This is a genomic window from Streptomyces sp. NBC_00005 (assembly GCF_045160215.1).
GTDB lineage: Bacteria > Actinomycetota > Actinomycetes > Streptomycetales > Streptomycetaceae > Streptomyces.
On record NZ_CP108316.1, the window covers coordinates 10,465,355 to 10,480,111 of the forward strand.

The 14,757-nt window shown below is 69.7% G+C and carries 14 protein-coding genes and 1 pseudogene; 10 read left to right on the forward strand and 5 right to left on the reverse strand.

What is annotated here, in order from left to right; genetic code table 11:
- The first annotated feature begins 22 nt into the window (after positions 1-22).
- The 8 genes from OG303_RS47820 to OG303_RS47855 all read left to right on the forward strand — a co-directional run bounded on the left by OG303_RS47820 (position 23) and on the right by OG303_RS47855 (position 9,106).
- On the forward strand, positions 23-1,420 hold the full coding sequence (locus tag OG303_RS47820) for a cytochrome ubiquinol oxidase subunit I (protein ID WP_405876322.1): 1,398 nt from the start codon (positions 23-25) through the stop codon (positions 1,418-1,420).
- A complete protein-coding gene (locus OG303_RS47825) occupies positions 1,417-2,418 on the forward strand; it encodes a cytochrome d ubiquinol oxidase subunit II (protein ID WP_405876323.1) in 1,002 nt (333 codons plus the stop codon). The genes OG303_RS47820 and OG303_RS47825 overlap by 4 nt, the downstream gene beginning before the upstream one ends.
- The gene (locus tag OG303_RS47830; RefSeq protein ID WP_405876324.1) at positions 2,415-2,645 is read left to right on the forward strand and encodes a hypothetical protein; all 231 of its coding nucleotides are present in this window, start codon (positions 2,415-2,417) and stop codon (positions 2,643-2,645) included. The genes OG303_RS47825 and OG303_RS47830 overlap by 4 nt, the downstream gene beginning before the upstream one ends.
- Positions 2,632-4,371, forward strand: a complete 1,740-nt coding sequence (locus OG303_RS47835; protein ID WP_405876325.1) for an ABC transporter ATP-binding protein/permease — start codon at positions 2,632-2,634, stop codon at positions 4,369-4,371. Before OG303_RS47830 ends, OG303_RS47835 begins: the two co-directional genes overlap by 14 nt.
- Positions 4,368-5,948, forward strand: a complete 1,581-nt coding sequence (locus OG303_RS47840) for an ATP-binding cassette domain-containing protein (RefSeq protein WP_405876326.1) — start codon at positions 4,368-4,370, stop codon at positions 5,946-5,948. Before OG303_RS47835 ends, OG303_RS47840 begins: the two co-directional genes overlap by 4 nt.
- Positions 5,949-5,973: 25 nt before the next feature.
- A complete protein-coding gene (locus tag OG303_RS47845) occupies positions 5,974-6,642 on the forward strand; it encodes a sigma-70 family RNA polymerase sigma factor (protein WP_405876327.1) in 669 nt (222 codons plus the stop codon).
- Positions 6,639-7,946, forward strand: coding sequence for a multidrug effflux MFS transporter (locus OG303_RS47850; protein ID WP_405876328.1), 1,308 nt, complete (start codon positions 6,639-6,641; stop codon positions 7,944-7,946). Before OG303_RS47845 ends, OG303_RS47850 begins: the two co-directional genes overlap by 4 nt.
- Positions 7,947-8,080: 134 nt before the next feature.
- A complete protein-coding gene (locus tag OG303_RS47855) occupies positions 8,081-9,106 on the forward strand; it encodes a nuclear transport factor 2 family protein (protein ID WP_405876329.1) in 1,026 nt (341 codons plus the stop codon).
- 675 nt (positions 9,107-9,781) lie between these two features.
- Here OG303_RS47855 and OG303_RS47860 read toward each other — a convergent pair.
- The 3 genes from OG303_RS47860 to OG303_RS47870 are packed head-to-tail and all read right to left on the reverse strand — an operon-like array spanning position 9,782 to position 11,329.
- On the reverse strand, positions 9,782-10,195 hold the full coding sequence (locus OG303_RS47860) for an arsenate reductase ArsC (RefSeq protein WP_405876330.1): 414 nt from the start codon (positions 10,193-10,195) through the stop codon (positions 9,782-9,784).
- Between the two features lie 25 nt (positions 10,196-10,220).
- Positions 10,221-10,958, reverse strand: a complete 738-nt coding sequence (locus tag OG303_RS47865; RefSeq protein ID WP_405876331.1) for an aquaporin — start codon at positions 10,956-10,958, stop codon at positions 10,221-10,223.
- Positions 10,955-11,329, reverse strand: coding sequence for an ArsR/SmtB family transcription factor (locus OG303_RS47870; protein WP_405876332.1), 375 nt, complete (start codon positions 11,327-11,329; stop codon positions 10,955-10,957). Before OG303_RS47870 ends, OG303_RS47865 begins: the two co-directional genes overlap by 4 nt.
- A 105-nt stretch (positions 11,330-11,434) precedes the next feature.
- Between OG303_RS47870 and arsM the strand changes: the two genes are divergently transcribed.
- Entirely contained in the window at positions 11,435-12,334 is a 900-nt protein-coding gene (gene arsM / locus OG303_RS47875) for an arsenite methyltransferase (RefSeq protein WP_405876333.1), read from the forward strand.
- Positions 12,335-12,369: 35 nt separating this feature from the next.
- Here the strand turns inward: arsM and OG303_RS47880 are convergent.
- Together OG303_RS47880 and OG303_RS47885 are read right to left on the reverse strand one after the other, a co-directional pair.
- Positions 12,370-12,637, reverse strand: a pseudogene (locus tag OG303_RS47880) (IS1380 family transposase); the annotation flags it as partial.
- Positions 12,631-13,542, reverse strand: a complete 912-nt coding sequence (locus tag OG303_RS47885; protein WP_405876334.1) for a helix-turn-helix transcriptional regulator — start codon at positions 13,540-13,542, stop codon at positions 12,631-12,633. The gene OG303_RS47885 and the pseudogene OG303_RS47880, both read right to left, overlap by 7 nt.
- Before the next feature lie 217 nt (positions 13,543-13,759).
- On the opposite strand from OG303_RS47885, the gene OG303_RS47890 reads away from it, so the two are divergent.
- Positions 13,760-14,737, forward strand: a complete 978-nt coding sequence (locus OG303_RS47890; protein ID WP_405876335.1) for an aldo/keto reductase — start codon at positions 13,760-13,762, stop codon at positions 14,735-14,737.
- Positions 14,738-14,757 lie beyond the last annotated feature (20 nt).

A 14,757-nucleotide genomic window follows, 5' to 3' on the forward strand; every position in this document is an offset into this window, starting at 1 on the left:
CCCTTATGAAGAGGGAGCAGTGATGAGTCTTCTCGACTTGTCGCGATGGCAGTTCGCCATCACCGTGATGTTCCACATGACCTTCCCGGCGATCACCGTCGGCCTGTCGATCTTCCTGTCGGTCGTCTACGGCCTGTACTGGCGTACCGGCAGGGCGGTCTACCTGCAGATGTTCCGGTTCTGGCGGCGCATCTTCGCCGTCGGCTTCGCGATCGGCGTGGTCGCGGGTGCCGTCATCACCTTCCAGATGGGTCTCAACTGGGGTGTGTACGGGGCGAAGACGGGCCCGATCATCGGGCCGATCATCGGCATGGAGGTCGTGACGGCCTTCTTCGTCGAGGCCGGCTTCATCGGCGTCCTGCTCTACGGAGACGGTCGCGTCCGCAAGGGCACGATGTTCGTGTCCACCGTGATGGTGTCGCTGGGCACGGTCCTGTCGTCCACGTGGATCATCGCGGCGAACTCGTGGATGCAGACGCCCGCCGGATTCAAGGTCGTCCACGGCCAGTTCGAGCCCACGGACTGGATGCGTGTCATCTTCAACCCGTCGTTCATCTGGCGCTGGCCGCACATGCTGGCCGCCGTGCTGATCTCGGCGAGCTTCTTCGTCGCCGGGATCTCGGCCTGGTACCTGGTCAAGGGGCGCGCGAAGGGCTTCGCCCGCCGCTCGATGTCGATCGCGCTCGGGATCGCCGCGCTGCTGATGCCCGTTCAGCTCTATCTCGGGGACAACGTGGCCGGGCATGAACTGCCCTACCAGCTGTCCAAGTTGGAGGCGATCGAAGGCAACTGGGACAACGGGAACACTGGCTTCGTCCTGTTCTCCATCCCGGATCAGCAAGCCGCGCGGAACATCGCCGAGCTCGACATTCCCTGCCTCGGCAGCTACATCGCCAAGGACCTCACCTGCAAGACGGCCATGCCCGGCCTGAAGCTCACCCCGGCCGCCGACCGGCCGGACATGGCCGCGACCTTCTGGGGCTTCCGCGTCATGTTCCTGGCGGCCGTGCTGATGTTCGGCACGGTGTTCGCTGCCACGGTCCTGCGCATGCGCAACCGCCTGTGGACCGCGCGCCGCTTCCACCGGTTCGTCCTCTGGACGACACCGGCGGGGATCCTGGCCATCCTCGGAGGCTGGGTCACCGCCGAAGCGGGACGGCAGCCGTGGATCGTCTTCGGCCAACTCCGCACCTCGGCCGCGGTGTCCCACCTGGCCCCCGGCGAGGTCCTGTTCTCGGTGATCGGCTTCTCCGTGCTCTACCTGATCATGCTGGTGGCCTACGTCGCCTACATCGTCCGCACCATGCGCATCGGCCCGGAACGCGACGATCCCCGACACGAACCTCCACCACAGGCCGGTCCCCTTCCGCTTGCGGGGCTGTCCGCATCGCTCGCCCCGAAGGAGGTGGCGGCGCGATGACCACCACCCTCTGGTCGGCGACCGTACTCCTCTGCCTCCTGATGTACGTCGTGCTCGACGGCTACGACCTCGGCATCGGCATCGGCACCCTCTTCGAACGCGACCCCGCCCACCGACGGCACATGCTGGAGTCCGTCGCGGTGGGCTGGGACGGCAACGAGACCTGGCTCATCCTCCTCGGCGTCGCACTCTGGGCGGGCTTCCCCCTGGCCTTCGGCACGCTCCTGCCGCACGCCTATCTGCCGGTGATCGTGGTGCTGTTCTCCCTCGTCGTGCGCGGCGTGAGCGTCGAGATGGCGTCCCAGGCGCCGCCGGCTCCCCGCTGGACCACCGCATTCGGTGTGGCGTCGCTGCTGGCCGCGTTCGCGCAGGGCTTCGCCCTGGGGACCCTGACCTCGGCAGTACATCTGCGGGGTGAGGTGTACACCGGTTCGGCCTTCGGGGCCTTCAGCTGGTTCTGCGTGCTGTCGGGGCTCACCGTCACGGCCGGGTACACCGCTCTCGGGTACGCCTACACCAAGCACAAGTCGACCGGGCTGCTGCGGGAGTCGGCGGCACGACGGGGTGCCGTCGCCACGGCGGTCGGGGGAGTGCTGCTGGTCGTCCTCGTGTTCGCCGTCGACTCCACCGCCGCACCGCTGAACCTCGACAGCCCCGGGCGTGCCTTCGCGTTCGCCGTCCTGCTGCTGTTCGCCGCCGGGGGAGCGGGCACCTCGCTCGTCACGTTCCCGTGGAAGCGGCAGTCCGGGGCGGCGGACCTCCTGCCGCTGGGCGGGCTCGTGATCGCCACGGTGTCCGTGTTCCTTGCCCTGGGCGTGGCCCGTTATCCGGTGCTTCTGCCGCCGGGTCTCACCGTCGACAGCGCGGCCGGCCCGCACTCCACGATGGTCTTCATCCTCGTCGGCATCGGTCTGAACATGCCGCTGGTGCTGGCGTACAACGTGTTCGCCCACCGGGCCTTCGCCGGGAGGTTCGACACCGAAGGAGCGCACTCATGACCGCCCGAAGCTCACTTCTCACGCCGGTCCGTGTCGTACTTCGTCTGCTTGCCGCGGTCGCGTGGACCGTGCTGGGTCTGCTCGCCTACTTCGTGTGTCAGGGGATGTTCGGCGGCTATGCGCAGATCCACTCGCAGCTGCTCACCACCCTGGGCATGATCGCCATCGCTCTGACCGGTGGGATCACGTGGATCGTCGACGAGCGGCGCCCTCATGACGACGAATGAGATGTACGAGAGGGACGGGACGGGTGAGCCGAGCGCCCCCGGACAGCGGCAGCACGACGACACCTGGCTCACCGCATCCGCCGCGCCCGGACGACACTGGTTCCTCCTGTCGGGCACCCTCCAGACACTGGAAACGCTGTTCACGATCACCCGTTGGGGCGCCCTGGCCTGGACGGCCCAGGCAGTGATGGACGACCGGGCAGGCGCGCACGAGACATGGGGCCTGGCGGCCTTCGCCGTCGCGAGCGTGCTGGCGGTGGGCGCCGGCTGCTCTGCGGGCACGCTCGCCGAGCGGGGCGCACGTGCCGTCGCGACCGGCCTGCGGCAGCAGTTGACGGGCGCTCTGCTGCCGACTGCCGGGCGGATCAGCCAGACCGGCCCGGCCGAGGCCGCGTGGGCGATGGTAGATCTGGCTGACGACGTCGCCGACTTCCACGCGCAGACCGTGCCCCTGAGCTACTCGGCACCGCTGTCGATGATCGCCGTACTGGCGGTCACGGCCGCGGTGCACTGGCCGGCCGCGATCGTGCTCGTCCTGACCACCGCGCTGCTTCCCCTCAACATGCGCCTGGCAGGACTGTTCGCCCAGCACGGCGCGGACCGGCAGGCAGCCGCGACCCGGTACCTGAACGCCGTCGTCCTCGACAGCTTCCGCGGCATACGGACCCTGCGCGAGCTCGGTGCGGTCGGGCGCCGCGGACGAACCCTGACCACGGCCGCCGAGCGGCTGAACAAGGCGACGATGAGCGTGCTGCGCCGGGCCTTCCTGTCCGGGATGATCATGGACGTCGTCATCACGTTCTCCATAGCGGTGAACGCCACCTACATCGGCCTCTCGCTGCTCGGCTATGTGCAGGTGCCGCATGCCCCGCACCTCACGCTCTTCACCGGCCTGTTGGCGCTGCTCGTCTGTCCGATGTACTTCGCCCCGATGCGGGCCAGGGCCTCGGTCTTCCATGTGCGGGAACGCGCGACGGTCGCGGCCGGCGCCATCCAGGCCATCGTGCAGGACACCCCCGCCGAGGTGATCCGGGCGCCCCGTCCGCAGCCGACCGAGCCGGTCGGTGTGTCGCTGACGGCAGTCCGCTTCCGCTATGGCGGCGCCGACCAGGACACCCTCAGCGCCGACGCCGAGTTCGCACCGGGCACCTGGACCGCGATCACTGGTGCCTCCGGTTCCGGCAAGAGCACGCTGCTGTCGCTGATCGCCGGCCTGCGTCAGCCGTCGGCCGGACAGGTCCGGTGGCAGACCTCGTCCGTAGGGCAGGCACCGGCTCTCGGCGGATGCGCCTGGGTCGGGCAGCAGACCGTGCTGCTGGACGCGACCGTCCGGGACAACATCCGTCTCGGCCGTCCGGACGCCGCCGAGCGGCAGATCCAGCAGGCGGTCGTGGCCGCCGGCCTGAGCGTCGTGATCGAGGGCCTCCCCGAGGGACTCAACACCCGTCTCGGTGAGGGCGGTTGGGGTGTGTCGACCGGTGAGGCCCGCCGGATCGCCATCGCCCGCGCCTTTCTGCGCGGAGCCCGGCTGTGGCTGCTCGACGAGCCGACCGCCCACCTCGACGCGGACAGCGAACGCGAGGTCGTCGAGGCCCTGCGGCGGGCCACTGACGGCTGCACCGTCATCGTCGCCACCCACTCCTTCCCCCTGGCCGCCGCGGCCGACGCCGTGTTCGCGATCGACGACGGCCTCCTGCACGACGCGAGGCTGGTGAACGCGCGATGAGTGGCAGCAGCCGTAGCCCGAACGTCCATGGCCGGCGGGCGCGTTCCCTCGCGGCCGGCGGGCTGACACTCGCCGTCGTCGCCGAACTGTCCTCCGCCGGGCTGCTCGGCCTGTCGGGCTGGTTCATCAGCGCCTGCGCCGTCGCCGGGGCGGCCACGTTCAGCTCCTTCTCCTACGTCGCCCCCAGCGGCGGTGTGCGTGCCTTCGCCCTGGCCCGCGTCGCCGGCAACTACAGCAAGCGGCTGGTGTTGCACGCCGCCGCCCTGCGCCGGGTCGCCACCGCTCGGGCCGGTCTCTTCGACCGTGCCGCGGCCACCGGCCGGGCACAGGAGGACGGCCTGTGGTCGGGTGAACTGCTCGACCGCAGCATGGCCGACGCCGACAGCGCCGGGATGGCACTGATCGAGTCCACAACCCGCTTCGCCGTCACCGCGGCGCTGACCACCGGTGCTGTCATCGCCGTCGGGGCGTCCACGTCCCTCGCACCGGCCGCCGTACTCGCGGCAGGCGTCGTCCTCATGGCGGTGATCGCCCACCGTACGCCCGGTACCACCCGCGAAACCGAGCAGCACACCCGCAAGGCACTGCGCGGCGAACTCGTTACCGCCGTCGACGCATGGACGGAACTGGCCTCGCTCGGCGCCGCGGAGCAGCTCGCGGCGCGCACGACAGCGAGGTTCACCCGACTCGACTCCGCGCGGGAAGCGGCCGGTCGGCGCAGGCACCGGACCACTCTGGCCACCGGCCTGATCGGCGCGGCCACACTGATCGCCACGGCGGTCACCGGCAGCGCACCGGGTGCCCCCACGTTCGTGTTCGTCGCCCTGCTGTCTCTCGGTGTCCTGGCCCAGGCCGAGCAACTGGCGAACGCCGCCCAAGCCCGAGCCACCGCGAAGGCCGCACACCGCAGGCTCACGAGCGTGCCGCTCACCGCGAACGACCCCACCATTGCGCAGATACGGTCATGGCGCACCGAGCAGGACATCGGCTTCGCCGACTACCTCCTTCCGCCAATGGCCCTCCGGCCGGGGCGCGTTCTCGGTGCCACCGTCGCCCGCGGCGCGATGCTCGTCGTCACCGGCCGCTCCGGCAGCGGCAAGAGCACCCTGCTCCGAACCCTCGCCTCGTCGCTGCGGCAAGCGACCGAAGGCCGTGGCGGTCGGCCCGCCGTCGTGGCCGTCGCCGCCGACGACCACCTCTTCACCGGCACACTCGGATCCAACTGGCGCCTCGCCAACCCCGCCCTGACAGACAACGACGTCGACGCACGCCTTGCCCAACTCTGGCTGAACGACAGCGGATTGACCGCCACAACACCCGTCGGCCCCGGCGGGAGGCAGCTCTCCGGCGGGGAGCTCCGCCGGGTCTATCTGGGCCGGGCCCTGGCCCTGAACCCGCACGTACTGATCGTCGACGAACCGACCACGGGCCTGGACGACCGAACCGCCCGACACGTACTCGGCATCCTCACCAACCTGCCCGACACCACCGTCGTCATCGCCCTGCACGCCGTACCGGCGTGGCTTGAGTCGTCCGGGCAGGTGACGCAGCTGCCGCTCGACCACCCGGGACCGTAAATTCCGCACCTCCCAGGAAGGCACCATGACCACAGCACAACTCCGCGATGTGCTCGCCGACCCCCATTGCGGGCGGCCGGACGCGACACAGGCCGAGGCGGAGCTCCAGTCCCGCTTCGAACCGGCCCTGATGTTTGTCGACCGGCTCTACTCGGCCGCCCTGCGCATGACCTGCCATCCGGCCGACGCCGAGGACCTCGTCCAGGAGACGTACGCCAGGGCCTACATGTCATTCCACCAGTTCCGCGAGGGCACGAACCTCAAGGCATGGCTGTATCGCATCCTCACCACCACCTTCCTCAACTCCCGCAGCAGCCAGCGGCGTCGGCCGCAATACGACGGCACGGCGGAGATGGACGACTGGCGGCTGGCCCGTGCCGAGTCGCACACGTCCACAGGCCTGCGTACGGCCGAGTCCGAAGTGCTCGACCACCTGCCCGAAGCGGACGTCAAGGCGGCATTGCAGGCCATCCCCGAGGGCTTCCGCATCGTCGTGTACCTCTTCGACGTCGAGGGCTTCACCGTTCGGGAGATCGCCGACTTCATGCGGACCCCCGTCGGCACGGTGCTGTCCCGGCTGCACCGAGGGCGCACGCAGTTGCGCTCGCTGCTGGCGGGCTACGCCCGTGAGCACAGGCTCGTACCGGCGGCCCGGTGCCGGCGCGGCGAGCGGAAGCGATGTGGCCACGCATGACCAACAGGAAGATCCTCAGTCGCGGCGCCACGAACTCCCCGTCCGCGGCCGCCTCAACCGCAAGCCTTACTCTTGTCCCGCCTCAGCCGGCCGGGCGTGCGCGGGGTCTCCTCGCGGTTCTCGCCTGCCTGACGGCAGTCGGCCCGCTCGCCATCGACATGTACATACCCGGCTTCCCGGCGATGAGCCGCACGTTGCACACCAGCAGCCCCGCCATCCAGCTGACGCTCACGGCCTTCCTGGCCGGCGTGGTCGTCGGCCAGATCGTCATCGGGCCCGTCAGTGACAGCCTCGGCCGGCGGGGACTGTTGATCGCCGGCTGCGCCGGATTCGCCCTCGTAGCCCTGGCCTGCGCGTTCGCCCCCGGCATCGGCGCGCTCATCGCCGCCCGTTTCATACTGGGATTCGTCGGCGCCGCCGGCATGGTGCTCGCGCGGGCCGTGATCACCGATCTCTTCCACGGCCCGGAGGTGCCCCGGCACTTCGCCCTGCTCTCCCAGATCATGAGCGTGGCCCCCGTCATCGCCCCCGTCATCGGCGGGGCGATCCTGTCCGTGTCCACCTGGCGGGCCGTCTTCGGCGCACTCTGCCTGGCCGGGGTACTCCTGCTCGTCGCGGTGCTGGTGAAGGTGCCCGAGTCCCTTCCACCGGAGCGCCGCCACAAGGGCGGCCTCGTGGGGACGTTCGGCGCGATGGGCCGCCTGACGCGCAACCGGCCCTTCATGGGCTGCGCCCTGGTGCTCGGCCTGGCCTCGGCCGCACTGTTCGCCTACATCAGCGGCTCCAGCTTCGTCTTCGAGCGTATCCACGGCGCCTCCCCGGTCGTGTACTCGCTCATCTTCGCCGTGAACGCGATCGGCATGCTGCTGGCCGGAGCCCTCTTCAGCAGACTGAGTCACCGGGTGAGCATGAACGCACTGCTGACCGCGGCGGTTGCCGTGTGCCTCGCGGGAACCCTCGCACAAGTGCTGCTCACCATGACCCTGGGAGAGAGCTTCGCCGCGAGCTGGATCTGCCAGTTCGTGGTCCTGTGGGGGATCGGCATGCTCCTGCCGGCCACCATGACCCTCGGCCAGAACCTGGGCCGCGCCGCGCCCGGAGCGGCGTCCGCCTTGCTCGGGGGAATGCAGTTCCTCTTCGGCGCGGTCGCCTCGCCTGTGGTGGGTCTCTTCGGCGAGACCAGTTCGCTGCCGATGTCCCTGGTCATGCTCGTATCCGCCGCCCTGGCAGCCCTGGCCCTCATCGTCCTTGTCCGCCCGCGGGCTGTCACTCCGTCAGGACCCGACATGGTTATGGACTCATAATGATTATGAGGCTATAGTTATTAGGTCATAGTCGCATGGCTGGCGGGTAACTCGCCCAGGACCGGACGTCGTTCCGCAGCGACAGTGCGACCGCCGTACCCAATCACGCGAAAGTGGACGAATCGAGGCTTGGCATGAATCAAGGCACGGAACCCACGGGAAGTTCGACACGACGTCAGCTGCTGCGAGCCGCGGCAGTCGGAGGGACGGCTGCCGCCGCGGCGTCACTGCTGCCCACCAGTGCATGGGCCGACACCCGGGCACGCGGCGGCGCCCAGTACGTCGCGGGAGTCGACGTCATACCCGACGCCTCTCACGCCACCAACGCCCTGGTGACGCACATCCGCGGCTACTACCAGGCGAAGAGCGACAAGAACCTCGACTGGCAGATGTCCTACTTCTCCCGCGAGCAGTTCACCTACATCGACGCGATCCTCGGCTGGCACTGGTACGCCTGGGAGGACATGCACAAGGCGCTGGCCGGGTGGTACCCGACATGGCCGGCGGACAGCAAGTCCTACCCCACCCGGCTGCTCGGGGACACGACCAGCGCGATCCTCGTCTTCACCGACACCCCCGGCATGTTCGGCCCTGGCCAGGTCCGCAACTTCGGCGCGGTGAACTTCGACCGCCACGGCAGGATCGAGCGCTGGGTCGACTACTGGGACTCCAGGCAGTTCGGTGTGTCCGATTGGCAGAAGGAGCAGGAACCGCCGAACCAGTGGCCGACCGACTTCCGGGAGTCCACGGTCGGGGAAACCGCCTCACCGCTCATGCGCCGAGTCGCCGCCGCCCTCGCGGAGGCGCTGCGAACGAATGACATCGCGGCCGCGATGGATCTGTTCTCGTCCGACGCCGTCTTCGAGGACGTGCCGGCGCATATCCAGATCACCAGCAAGGCGAGCATCCACGCGTACCTGACGAAGGCCGGCTCGGCGCTCCCGTACGTCGGTGCCGGCACCGGCGTACGACACGTGCTCGGCAACGATGTCGGAGGAGGGTACGAATGGACTGCGTCGGGCGGCCCGGTTCCCCGAGGCATCACCGGTATCGAACTCGACCCGTGGGGCAGGATCGAGCGCTTCACCGCCGTGTGGAACGGCGCCTACGCCGACGACGCACTGCTGACCCTGCTGGCGCGGAAGGCGATCGAGCGATGACCTGAGCGTCCGACTCGGAGTCTCCAGGGCTGACTCGACGTCCTGTGGTCAGGCGGAGTGGCCGGTCACGGCCGACCTCGGCGGCGGTGTTTGGCCCCCGGCCGAGAAGCCGGACGGGCTTGTGCATGGCAGTCAACCCGAGGGCGACGGAGCTCCTTGCCTGGCCCAGAACGCGACGCTCCCGGAGGCAGGCGGCACCCTCAATCACCGCCTGCCTCCGCTGCACACACCGCACGCGCTGTTCAGGGCCTCGGCGCGGTTCGAGACCCGCCGGGCGGTGTCCGGTTGCGGTGTGCGGTTCGTGACCCTGCGCCAGAAAGCGCCGTGCGCGTGGCCGTAACACCTCGTCGACCAACTTCGAGTACCCCCGACAGAACGGGGATCGCTGGGTGCTCAGTCGTGGTGCTCGACGATCCCGACCGTCAGCCGGCCCAGGCCGGTGATCTCGGATTTCAGGAGATCTCCTGGCTTCATCCACTGGCCGGTTGCGAGACCCACACTGCAGTGGGGGTGCCGGTGCAGACGACACCGCGAAGCCCAGGTGGTCAATCGCCTGGAACAGCAGAATGTCGATCTGAGAACGTCCCTGGAGGAACGCGACGCCGAACTGGAGGCTGCCCGGGAAGCCAACCGGCAGTTGACCAGGGCCCTCAACCAGCGCGAATGATCTGGTCGTCAGCCAGGAACCACTCCCGAGATCAGTTCCCGCACGCGCGTTTCGATCGCGTCGCGGATGGGGCGGATGGCCTCGACGCCCTGCCCGGCCGGGTCGTCAAGCTGCCAGTCGAGGTACCGCTTGCCGGGGAAGACGGGGCAGGTGTCGCCGCACCCCATGGTGATCACGACGTCGGATGCCTGGACGGCTTCCACGGTGAGGATCTTCGGGGTTTCGGCGGAGATGTCGATGCCGGCCTCGCTCATCGCTTTGACCACGGCCGGGTTGACGGTGTCGGCGGGGGCCGAGCCGGCAGAGCGGACCTCGACGCGGTCGCCCGCGAGGTGGGTGAGGAAGGCGGCGGCCATCTGGGAGCGGCCTGCGTTGTGGACACAGACGAACAGCACCGACGGGCGCGAGGGGGAAGTGCTCATGGCGGGTGACCTTCTCGTGGTGTGGTCAGGAGGAGACAGGTTCGGGTTCGCTGCCCGGGATGCTGATCTCGCGTGGAGCCGGAGTGGGGTACCGGCCGTAGACGGCGGCCACGATGCCGAGCCCGAGCACAGCGCCGATCAGTTGGGCGGCGATAAACGGGGCGACGGAAGCCGGCGCGATCCCGGCGAAGGTGTCGGTGAAGGCCCGGCCGATGGTCACCGCCGGGTTCGCGAACGACGTGGAGGAGGTGAACCAGTAGGCGGCCCCGATGTAGGAGGCCACCGCGGCCGGGGCGAGCGCGGCGCGGCCGATCCGGCCCAGGCCGAAGACCAGCAGGATCAACCCGGACGTGGCGACAGCCTCGCCCAGCCACAGGTGGCCGGCCGAGCGGTCCTGGGTGGAGAACTTCGCCAGTGGCTCGCCGAACATGGCGTCGGCCAGGACCGCGCCGCCGATCGCCCCCGCGATCTGGGCGGGCACATACGCAGCGACGTCCCGCGGGGTGATCCCGTCTGGATTGTGGCGTTCGGTGAACCAGGCGGCGAGGGTGACGGCCGGGTTGAAGTGCGCGCCGGAGACCGGCCCGAACACAGTGATCAGCACGCTCAGGCCGAAGACGGTAGCGAGGGAGTTGGCGAGCAGTTGTACGCCGACGTCGTGCGACAGGTCGGTGGCCTGGATGCCGGAGCCGACCACCACCGCCACCAGCAGCCCGGTCCCGATCGCCTCCGCGGCGACGCGACGGCCGAGCGCAGCGTTCACGCGCCGGCTCCGGCGGGCTGGGCAGTGGTCAGGAACGCAGCGAGCCGGTCCAGTGCGCCGGGCAGCACCCAGTAGTACACCCAGGTGCCACGCCGCTCGCAGTCGATGAGTCCGGCCTGTCGCAGCAGCTTGAGGTGGTGGGAGATCGTCGGCTGGGACAGGTCGAAGGCCGGGGTCAGTTCGCATACGCAGACCTCGCCGCCCGTGCCCCGTGAGGCGATCATCGACATCAGGCGCAGCCGGACCGGGTCGCCCAGTGCCTTGAAGACCTTGGCCAGGTCGGCCGCCTGGTCCTCGTTCAGTGGCGCGGCGGACAGGCCCGGGCAGCAGGCGGCGTCCTGGCCGATCACCTCAAGCTCTTGTTTCGACATGCCTCTATGTTGACGTTTTTCGATCCAGGGCGCAAGGTTGAATCAATGAACGTCAATACAAGCCGTTCCGGGGCCGTGCCGCGCCCCGCCATCCGGGAGTGAGTCATGAGCGAGCAGTCCACCGACCTGCGCGAAACCGTCCGCCAGCGGTACGCCGCGGCGGCCGTGAAGGTAACCGAGGGCGCCACCGCCTGTTGCGGACCACAGCCGGTCGAGGTCGACGAGACCTTCGGCTCGACCCTGTACGCAGCCGACGAGCGCGACACCCTGCCCGCCGAGGCGGTCGCCGCCTCCCTCGGCTGCGGCAACCCCACCGCCGTCGCCGAACTCCGCGAGGGCGAGCGCGTCCTCGACCTCGGCTCCGGCGGCGGCATCGACGTCCTGCTCTCCGCTCGACGCGTCGGCCCCAACGGCAGGGCGTACGGGCTGGACATGACCGACGAGATGCTCGCCCTCGCCCTGGCCAACGCCGCGAAGGCGGGTGCGACGAACGTCGAGTTCCTCAAGGGCACCATCGAGGCAATCCCGCTGCCCGCGAGCACCATCGACGTCGTCATCTCCAACTGCGTGATCAACCTGTCTATCGACAAGGCAGCTGTCTTCGCCGAGACCTTCCGCGTGCTCAAGCCCGGCGGCCGCATGGGTGTCTCCGACGTCGTTGCCGAGGACACCCTCACCACCGGACAGCGGGCCGAGCGCGGCGACTACGTCGGCTGCATCGCCGGTGCCCTGTCCTTCGCCGAATACCGCGCGGGTCTGGAAGCGGCCGGCTTCACGGACATCGAGATCACCCCGACCCACGCGGTCGCCGACGGCATGCACTCCGCCATCGTCCGCGCCGGCAAGCCCGCCACCGCAACCGTCCCGGACACCGCCGCGGGGGCAGCGACGGACAGCTCGTGCTGCGGCGTCAACGACTGCTGCACGTCGGCCGAGCAGGCGGCCGACCCGTCCGTCACTGTCGCAGAGGCCAAGAGCGCCGCTGGATGTGCCTGCCCGAGCTGAAGACGCAGTCCCTGCAGGACGGCGCCATCGCTCGATTCAGCGCGGGCACGCTGGCGGTGACGCAGTTCCAGCACTGCGATCGGGGTGTTCTTGGTATCGGTGGCGAAGCAGGTCAAGCGCATGCCGTCGGCGTCGGTGAAGCGCAACTGGGCGCCGGGATGCGGGCGTTGCGGACGACCAGCCGCATCCCCTTGGGCCGGCCTTGAGGCAGTCTCCGTCGAGTTCGGCCACCCAGGCGCTGTCGCGGATTTGGCCGCCGGGTTCGACGGCCACCGTCCAGGCCGAGGCGGGCACCTTCAAGACGGCTGCTGACGGGTGGCTTTGGGGGTGGGTGCGGATCCTTTCGCCGGTCGTGGTGCGGTCATGTCGAGCAGGAGCAGAGCGTCGTGGTCGGGGCTGCCGGGTTCGGCGGTGTAGACGCCGATGCGCTGGCCGGGAGTGCCTTCTACGTGCAGGGACTGGGATGTGAGGGTGAGCGTGCCGACCTGGGGGTGGTGGAACGTCTTGTGTGCGGGCTTGCGTCCGGTCACCTCGTAGCGCTCCCAGAGTCCGGCGAAGTCGGGGCTTTTCAGGAGGAGTTCGCCGACGAGGTTGGTGAGATCGGGGGCGTCGGGGGCGGTTCCTGCTATGGCGCGCAGGCGGGCGACGCAGGCGGTGATCTGCCGGTCCCAGTCGGGGAAGAGGCCCTGGGCTGAGGGGTGCAGGAAGAGGTAGCGGGCGAGGTTGCGGTGTTTGACCGGCCAGTCGTCCAGGCCCGCGTAGAGGGCGAGGCCGCCGGGGTTCCAGGCGAGCATGTCCATGCTGCGGCTGATGACGTACGCCGGGTTCGGGCGGAGCGATTCCAGCAGCAGCTTGAGGTGGGGGCGCACGGTTCGGCTGGGAGCGGGCGGGGGTTCGGGGGTGTAGCGGGCAGCTCGGGCTGCGAGCTCGCGCAGGTGCTGGTGTTCTTGGTCGTCCATGTGCAGGGCGCGGGCGAGCGCGTCGAGGACGGCGGGGCTGGGGCGGGTTTCCTTGCCGCGTTCCAGGCGTACGTAGTAGTCGATGCTGATGCCGGCGAGGGTGGCCAGTTCCTCGCGGCGCAGCCCGGGGGTGCGGCGGATGCCGGCGCCGACGGTGAGGCCGACGTGTTCGGGGCTGGTCTGGGTGCGGCGGGCGCGCAGGTAGCGGCCCAGCTCGGCGCCCTCGCTGTGCGCGCTCTCGGATGCCATGTCTCCAGTCTCACCCGCTCAGTACCTGCCGCGCAGGCGAGAGGGGGGCCCTGTCGTTACCCCTGAAGAGCCCGCCCTGCCACAGCCGCGCGATCCGGGCGAGGGTGAATGAGTAAGAGACGCCGGTACCCCGGCCCGCCCCAGCCACCGTAGGCACGACCTGCCGGGCCGGGCGGAGCGAGGGTGTCGGGCGACGCCACGAACCGGAGAGGGCGAGATGCGCTACATCAAGCTGCGTGACCTGGAGGTTTCCCGGATCGGTCTCGGCGCGATGGGCATGTCCCACGGCTACACCGGCTCCGGCACCGATGAGGCGGAGTCGATCAGGACCGTGCACCGGGCGCTGGAGCTGGGTGTCACGCTCATCGACACCGCCGAGATCTACGGGCCCTACACCAACGAGGAGCTGCTGGGCCGGGCGTTGAAGGGGCGTCGGGAGAAGGTGGTGCTGGCCACGAAGTTCGGCCTGGTCTCCCACGCCGGTGACGGCGCGTGGAACCTGGATTCCGGCCCGGCCAACATCCGTACCGCCGTCGAGGGCTCCCTGAAGCGGCTGGGCACCGATCACATCGACTTGTACTACCAGCACCGGGTGGATCCGAACACGCCGATCGAGGAGACCGCCGGAGCGGTGGCCGAGCTGATCAGCGCGGGCAAGGTGCGCGCCTTCGGCCTCTCGGAGGCCGGCCCGGACACGATCCGCCGCGCGCACGCCGTCCAGCCGGTCACCGCGGTGCAGTCGGAGTACTCCCTGTGGACGCGGGGGATCGAGGAGCGCGTCCTGCCCGTGCTGCGGGAGCTGAACATCGGCCTGGTGCCCTTCTCCCCGCTGGGCCGCGGTTTTCTGACGGGCACCGTCCGCTCCACCGACCAGTTCGACGAAGGCGACTTCCGACGCGACAACCCGCGCTTCACCGGCGAGAACTTCCAGCGCAACCTTGCAATCGCCGACGAGGTGCAGACCCTGGCCGCCCAGGTCGGCGCCACGCCCGCGCAGGTGGCCCTGGCCTGGCTGCTGGCCCAGGGCGACGACATCGCCCCGATCCCCGGCACCAAGCGGGTCGGCCGCGTCGAGGAGAACACTGCCGCCGACGCCATCACGCTGACCGGGGACCAGCTGGGCAGGCTCAGCAGCCTGCCGCCCGCCTCGGGTGACACCCACACCGAGGCCCAGGCGCAGATGCTCGAACGCTGATCATCCGCGCCGCTCAGCAC

Bases quoted from the DNA above. Each gene is read 5' to 3' on its own strand.
- OG303_RS47825 (WP_405876323.1), top strand. From the start codon at position 1,417: ATGACCACCACCCTCTGGTCGGCGACCGTACTCCTCTGCCTCCTGATG.
- OG303_RS47885 (WP_405876334.1), bottom strand. From the start codon at position 13,542: ATGGCATCCGAGAGCGCGCACAGCGAGGGCGCCGAGCTGGGCCGCTAC.
- OG303_RS47830 (WP_405876324.1), top strand. From the start codon at position 2,415: ATGACCGCCCGAAGCTCACTTCTCACGCCGGTCCGTGTCGTACTTCGT.
- OG303_RS47870 (WP_405876332.1), bottom strand. From the start codon at position 11,329: ATGTCGAAACAAGAGCTTGAGGTGATCGGCCAGGACGCCGCCTGCTGC.
- OG303_RS47890 (WP_405876335.1), top strand. From the start codon at position 13,760: ATGCGCTACATCAAGCTGCGTGACCTGGAGGTTTCCCGGATCGGTCTC.
- OG303_RS47860 (WP_405876330.1), bottom strand. From the start codon at position 10,195: ATGAGCACTTCCCCCTCGCGCCCGTCGGTGCTGTTCGTCTGTGTCCAC.
- OG303_RS47835 (WP_405876325.1), top strand. From the start codon at position 2,632: ATGACGACGAATGAGATGTACGAGAGGGACGGGACGGGTGAGCCGAGC.
- OG303_RS47850 (WP_405876328.1), top strand. From the start codon at position 6,639: ATGACCAACAGGAAGATCCTCAGTCGCGGCGCCACGAACTCCCCGTCC.
- OG303_RS47820 (WP_405876322.1), top strand. From the start codon at position 23: ATGAGTCTTCTCGACTTGTCGCGATGGCAGTTCGCCATCACCGTGATG.
- OG303_RS47840 (WP_405876326.1), top strand. From the start codon at position 4,368: ATGAGTGGCAGCAGCCGTAGCCCGAACGTCCATGGCCGGCGGGCGCGT.
- OG303_RS47845 (WP_405876327.1), top strand. From the start codon at position 5,974: ATGACCACAGCACAACTCCGCGATGTGCTCGCCGACCCCCATTGCGGG.
- OG303_RS47855 (WP_405876329.1), top strand. From the start codon at position 8,081: ATGAATCAAGGCACGGAACCCACGGGAAGTTCGACACGACGTCAGCTG.
- arsM (WP_405876333.1), top strand. From the start codon at position 11,435: ATGAGCGAGCAGTCCACCGACCTGCGCGAAACCGTCCGCCAGCGGTAC.